Origin of the sequence: Candidatus Protofrankia californiensis (genome assembly GCF_900634765.1) — a bacterium.
Lineage (GTDB): Bacteria > Actinomycetota > Actinomycetes > Frankiales > Frankiaceae > Protofrankia > Protofrankia californiensis.
In genome coordinates this window covers 1-3695 of record NZ_CAAAFT010000150.1, presented here as the reverse complement: position 1 = coordinate 3695, position 3695 = coordinate 1, and the positions used below count along the sequence as shown (strand labels likewise).

Genomic DNA, 3695 nt, shown 5'->3' with positions numbered 1-3695 from the left:
TCGCGATCCGCGCGCCACAACCTTGCCCGGGAAAAAGCTTGCGATACAGATCAACGTCTGCATTTTCCGGTCTACAGGAGGACACCGAATGAGCGAAGGACTCGACGGAAAAATCGCGATAATCACCGGCGGTGCTCGCGGTATCGGAGAACACATCGCCGCACAATTCGTTTCGCGCGGGACGACGGTCGTAATTGCCGATCTCGACGACACCGCAGCGGAGGAGACAGCGACGCGGCTCGGCGGTCGTGCTCATGCGATGTCAGTCGACGTCGCCGACAGTACAACCGTACGCGAGCTGGTGTTCCACACCGTCGACCACTTCGGTGGAATGCGCATTTACATCAACAATGCAGGCTGTTCCAGCAATCGACCAACGGTTGAAATGACAGACTCCGACTGGCGCGAAGCATTGCGGGTTGACTTGGACGGCATGTTCTTCGGTGCCAGAGAAGCAGGACGGCACTTCCGGGCCGCCGGAGGCGGGGTCATCGTCAACTTGTCATCAATTTGTGGTTACCGCGCTGTCCAGCCTGAGAAGCATCTGGGCTACGACGTCGCGAAGGCGGGCGTAGCTCACATGACCCGGATCCTAGCTGCCGAATGGGCGCCGTTCAACATCCGGGTCAATGCAGTCGCTCCTGGCTACACGAGACAGACGCCTTGAGGACTTTGGCTGCGGCGAACCCGGAGATGGTCGCTAGATGGCTTGACCACATCCCGCAGCATCGATTCATTCAACCGGAGGAGATCGCCAAGGTCGTGACCTTTCTAGCCTCAGATGACGCCAGCGCGGTGACAGAACACGTTCTGGTCGCTGATGCTGGATTCACCGCCGTGTAGCCTTTGATCCCCGCCGCGATGACGGACAGGCCCAAGCCCCGGCCGTCGTTCGACAGACGATGGCAGAGGGACACCGTGGCAGCGCCCCAGTCGTGGGGCCGAGTGGGCAAACACAAGACGTGAACCCCTGTGCCAATCCGTCGATCATCTTCGAGTGGCAAGCGGTCGGCGCTGGTGGCGGCGGAACCCCGATCAATCACAGCGAGGCCCTGACGTTGAGCACAATTACTGACCTGACCTGGTCCGCGTGGACCCTCCTCCTCATCTCCGCGACCATGGTCGGCTTTGCCAAGACCGCAATAAGCGGGGCCGCGTCCTTAGCTGTCGTCCTCTTTGCTCTCGCGCTGCCTGCAAAGGAGTCGACCGCAACACTCTTGCCACTGCTAATCTGCGGCGACGTCGTTGCGCTCTGCTACTACCGCAGCCACGCGGACTGGGCGCTGCTCGCCAGACTCTTCCCCGGTGTGATCCCAGGCGTGCTGCTAGGTGCAGGCTTTCTTGCCGTGGTCGACGACACCACGATGAGGCTCACGCTAGCGATACTGGTACTGCTCGTCGTAGTCGTGCCCTACCTCTTACGTGGCAAGAACGTTCCCATGCCTGGTGGCCTGAGCGCGCTTCAACCACGCTCGTCATCGTCGCACCACAGCCTCATCGCTGTCCTCTCGGGGTGCCTCGCCGGGTTCACAACAATGACAGCTAACACAGGCGGCCCCGTCATGACCTCATACCTGATCAGCCGCGGACTTTCACCCCAACGAATGCTCGGCACTACCACCTGGTTCTTCGTTGTGCTCAACCTCGGGAAGTTGCCGATCAGCACTGGCCTCGGGCTCCTGCGGGCGCCAGCGGTCCTCCTCGACCTTCTTCTCGTTCCCGCCATGCTCGCAGGTGGCGTCATAGGGGCTCTGGTCATCCATCAGATAGACCAGCGCACCTTCGAGCGGGTCGCCATCGGTTTCGCAGCCCTATCCGCTCTGCTGCTACTCGCGTGACCGACGTGCGGCGGGACTCGAATTGGGTCTGTTGCGTTCGCCGGGTCCTTGATCGGGAAAGGTGGACAGATGCGTCGACGTCCCACCCGTCCACCGGTTCCCGTCTCGGAGTTCACCGGGTTCCGGTTTCCGCCCGAGGTGATCGTGCTGGCGGTCCGCTGTCAAAGGCCACTGAGGGCGCTGTCAACTTGGTTGGGGTCAGGCTGTGTTGGGACGTGTCGAGGCCGGGTAGGACCGTGTGTCGGCGCTGTGATCAGGCTGCCGCGGGTACACCGGTGATCTCCTTCCAGGTCCTGAAGCGGGCGGGTCATCTCGGCGCGGTACCCGGCAGCGGTGAGGCGGTGACGCCCGGGCCGGAAGTGCGGCGAGATCGCACTGAACACTGACAGGAACGTCTGCGCGGCTCCGGGTGAACGGAAGCCTTTCCTGGCATGTTCGCGCTGGCGGGTGGGCTGGTGGGAGTTCTCCGCCCGGTTGTTCAGGTACTTCGAGCAGCGGTGCTTCACCGAGCGCATGATCTCCCGGTGGGCGGCACCGTAGCTGCGCAGCTGGTCGGTGACCAGTACCCTCGGTGTGCGGCACTGGCGCTTGAGCAGTTTCGGAAGAACCGCGTGGCCGCCTTCGCGTCACGTCGAGACTGGACCAGGATGTCCAGGACGTTGCCGTCCTGGTTGACCGCCCGCCACAGGTACTTCCACCTACCGTTGATCTTCGCGAAGATCTCGTCCAGGTGTCACGTGTCGCCGGCCTGGGGCTTGCGGCGGCGCAGCTCGCGGGCGTAGGCGGGCCCGAACGTCGCACACCACTGGCGGACCGTCTCATGGGAGACGATCACCCCGTGGGCGAGCATGAGCTCTTCGACCTCGCGGAAGCTCAGCGGGAAGTGGTGGTACAGCCACACGCAGTGGCTGATGATCTCTGCCGGGTACCGGTAGCCCTTGTACGACGGCATTCCGGCTTCCACGAGCAGTCCCTCCCGACGAACAACCAGAAGATCATTTTCAGGCTATCAGGCCAAGTTGACAGCGCCCCAGCGGATCCTGATCCGGGCCCGGTGGCGGTCGGTCTCGGGTAGCACGGTGACATCCGCGATCAGTGTCCGCAGGAGGCGTTTGCGGTCCCGGTCGTGGGTGTCGGGGGCATTCCACAGTCCGGGCAGGTCGGCGGCCAGCGCCTGCAGGGCGTCGGGTTCGGGCAGTGGCGGCCGGGTCTGGCGGACCGTGTCCAGGGCGGTTTCAGCCTCGGCGACGGCGGCGAGTCGAGTCTCCCAGTGGGCCTCCAGGGTGGAGGCGACCAGCCGGTTTTCCGGTTCGACCCGGTGGAAGGCCCGCTCGGCGCGGTCGGCGTTGTAGCGGGCGCGTTCCACGGCGAGTTCGGCGGCCCGGTGGGCGCGGGCGTGCCGGCCGGTGACCTCGCCGGCGGCGGCCAGCGCAAGGCTGATCTGTTCGGGTGACAGCGCGGCCAGCAGCCGCCAGGTGACCGCGTCGTCGACGGTGTGGGCCGCGATCGACCGGCAGGTGGGGATGGCCTGCTGGTCCGCGCGGGAGGCGGAGCATTCATAGGCGGCCCGGCCGCCACGGTGGTAGCGGGTGGTCATCGGCCGGCCGCACGACCCGCACAGGATGATCCCTTGGCAGAGGGCCAGTCCTTCCCGTGGCGGCCGGGCCCCGCGGTGGGTGCAGTTCGCCTCCAGCGTCGCCTGGTTGTCTTCGAAGTCCTGCCAGGTGAGGTAGCCGGGATGATGATTGTGGATCACCACTGGCCACTGGGCTCGGGGCCGCAGGACGATGCCGGTGTGCACCTGGCCGTCCGGGTCGACCCGCCGCCGGATGGGGCCGTGCGCACGCGCCCGTATCC

At 65.0% G+C, this 3695-nt stretch carries 2 protein-coding genes and 3 pseudogenes; 3 read left to right on the top strand and 2 right to left on the bottom strand.

Annotated elements, in window-relative coordinates:
- The first annotated feature begins 88 nt into the window (after positions 1 to 88).
- The 3 genes and pseudogenes from DD1DGNOD_RS08865 to DD1DGNOD_RS29100 all read left to right on the top strand — a co-directional run.
- Positions 89 to 843, top strand: a pseudogene (locus DD1DGNOD_RS08865) (SDR family NAD(P)-dependent oxidoreductase).
- Between the two features lie 215 nt (positions 844 to 1058).
- Positions 1059 to 1838 (top strand): sulfite exporter TauE/SafE family protein, encoded by a 780-nt coding sequence (locus tag DD1DGNOD_RS08855; protein ID WP_206443035.1) that lies wholly within the window; start codon positions 1059 to 1061, stop codon positions 1836 to 1838.
- A gap of 69 nt (positions 1839 to 1907) precedes the next feature.
- Positions 1908 to 1997: pseudogene (locus DD1DGNOD_RS29100) on the top strand (IS6 family transposase); the annotation flags it as partial.
- A gap of 94 nt (positions 1998 to 2091) precedes the next feature.
- Here the strand turns inward: DD1DGNOD_RS29100 and DD1DGNOD_RS08845 are convergent.
- Positions 2092 to 2790, bottom strand: a pseudogene (locus tag DD1DGNOD_RS08845) (IS6 family transposase).
- Between the two features lie 57 nt (positions 2791 to 2847).
- Positions 2848 to 3695, bottom strand: an 848-nt coding sequence (locus DD1DGNOD_RS08840) for a zinc ribbon domain-containing protein (protein WP_206443034.1), incomplete at its 5' end; no start/stop codon positions are given.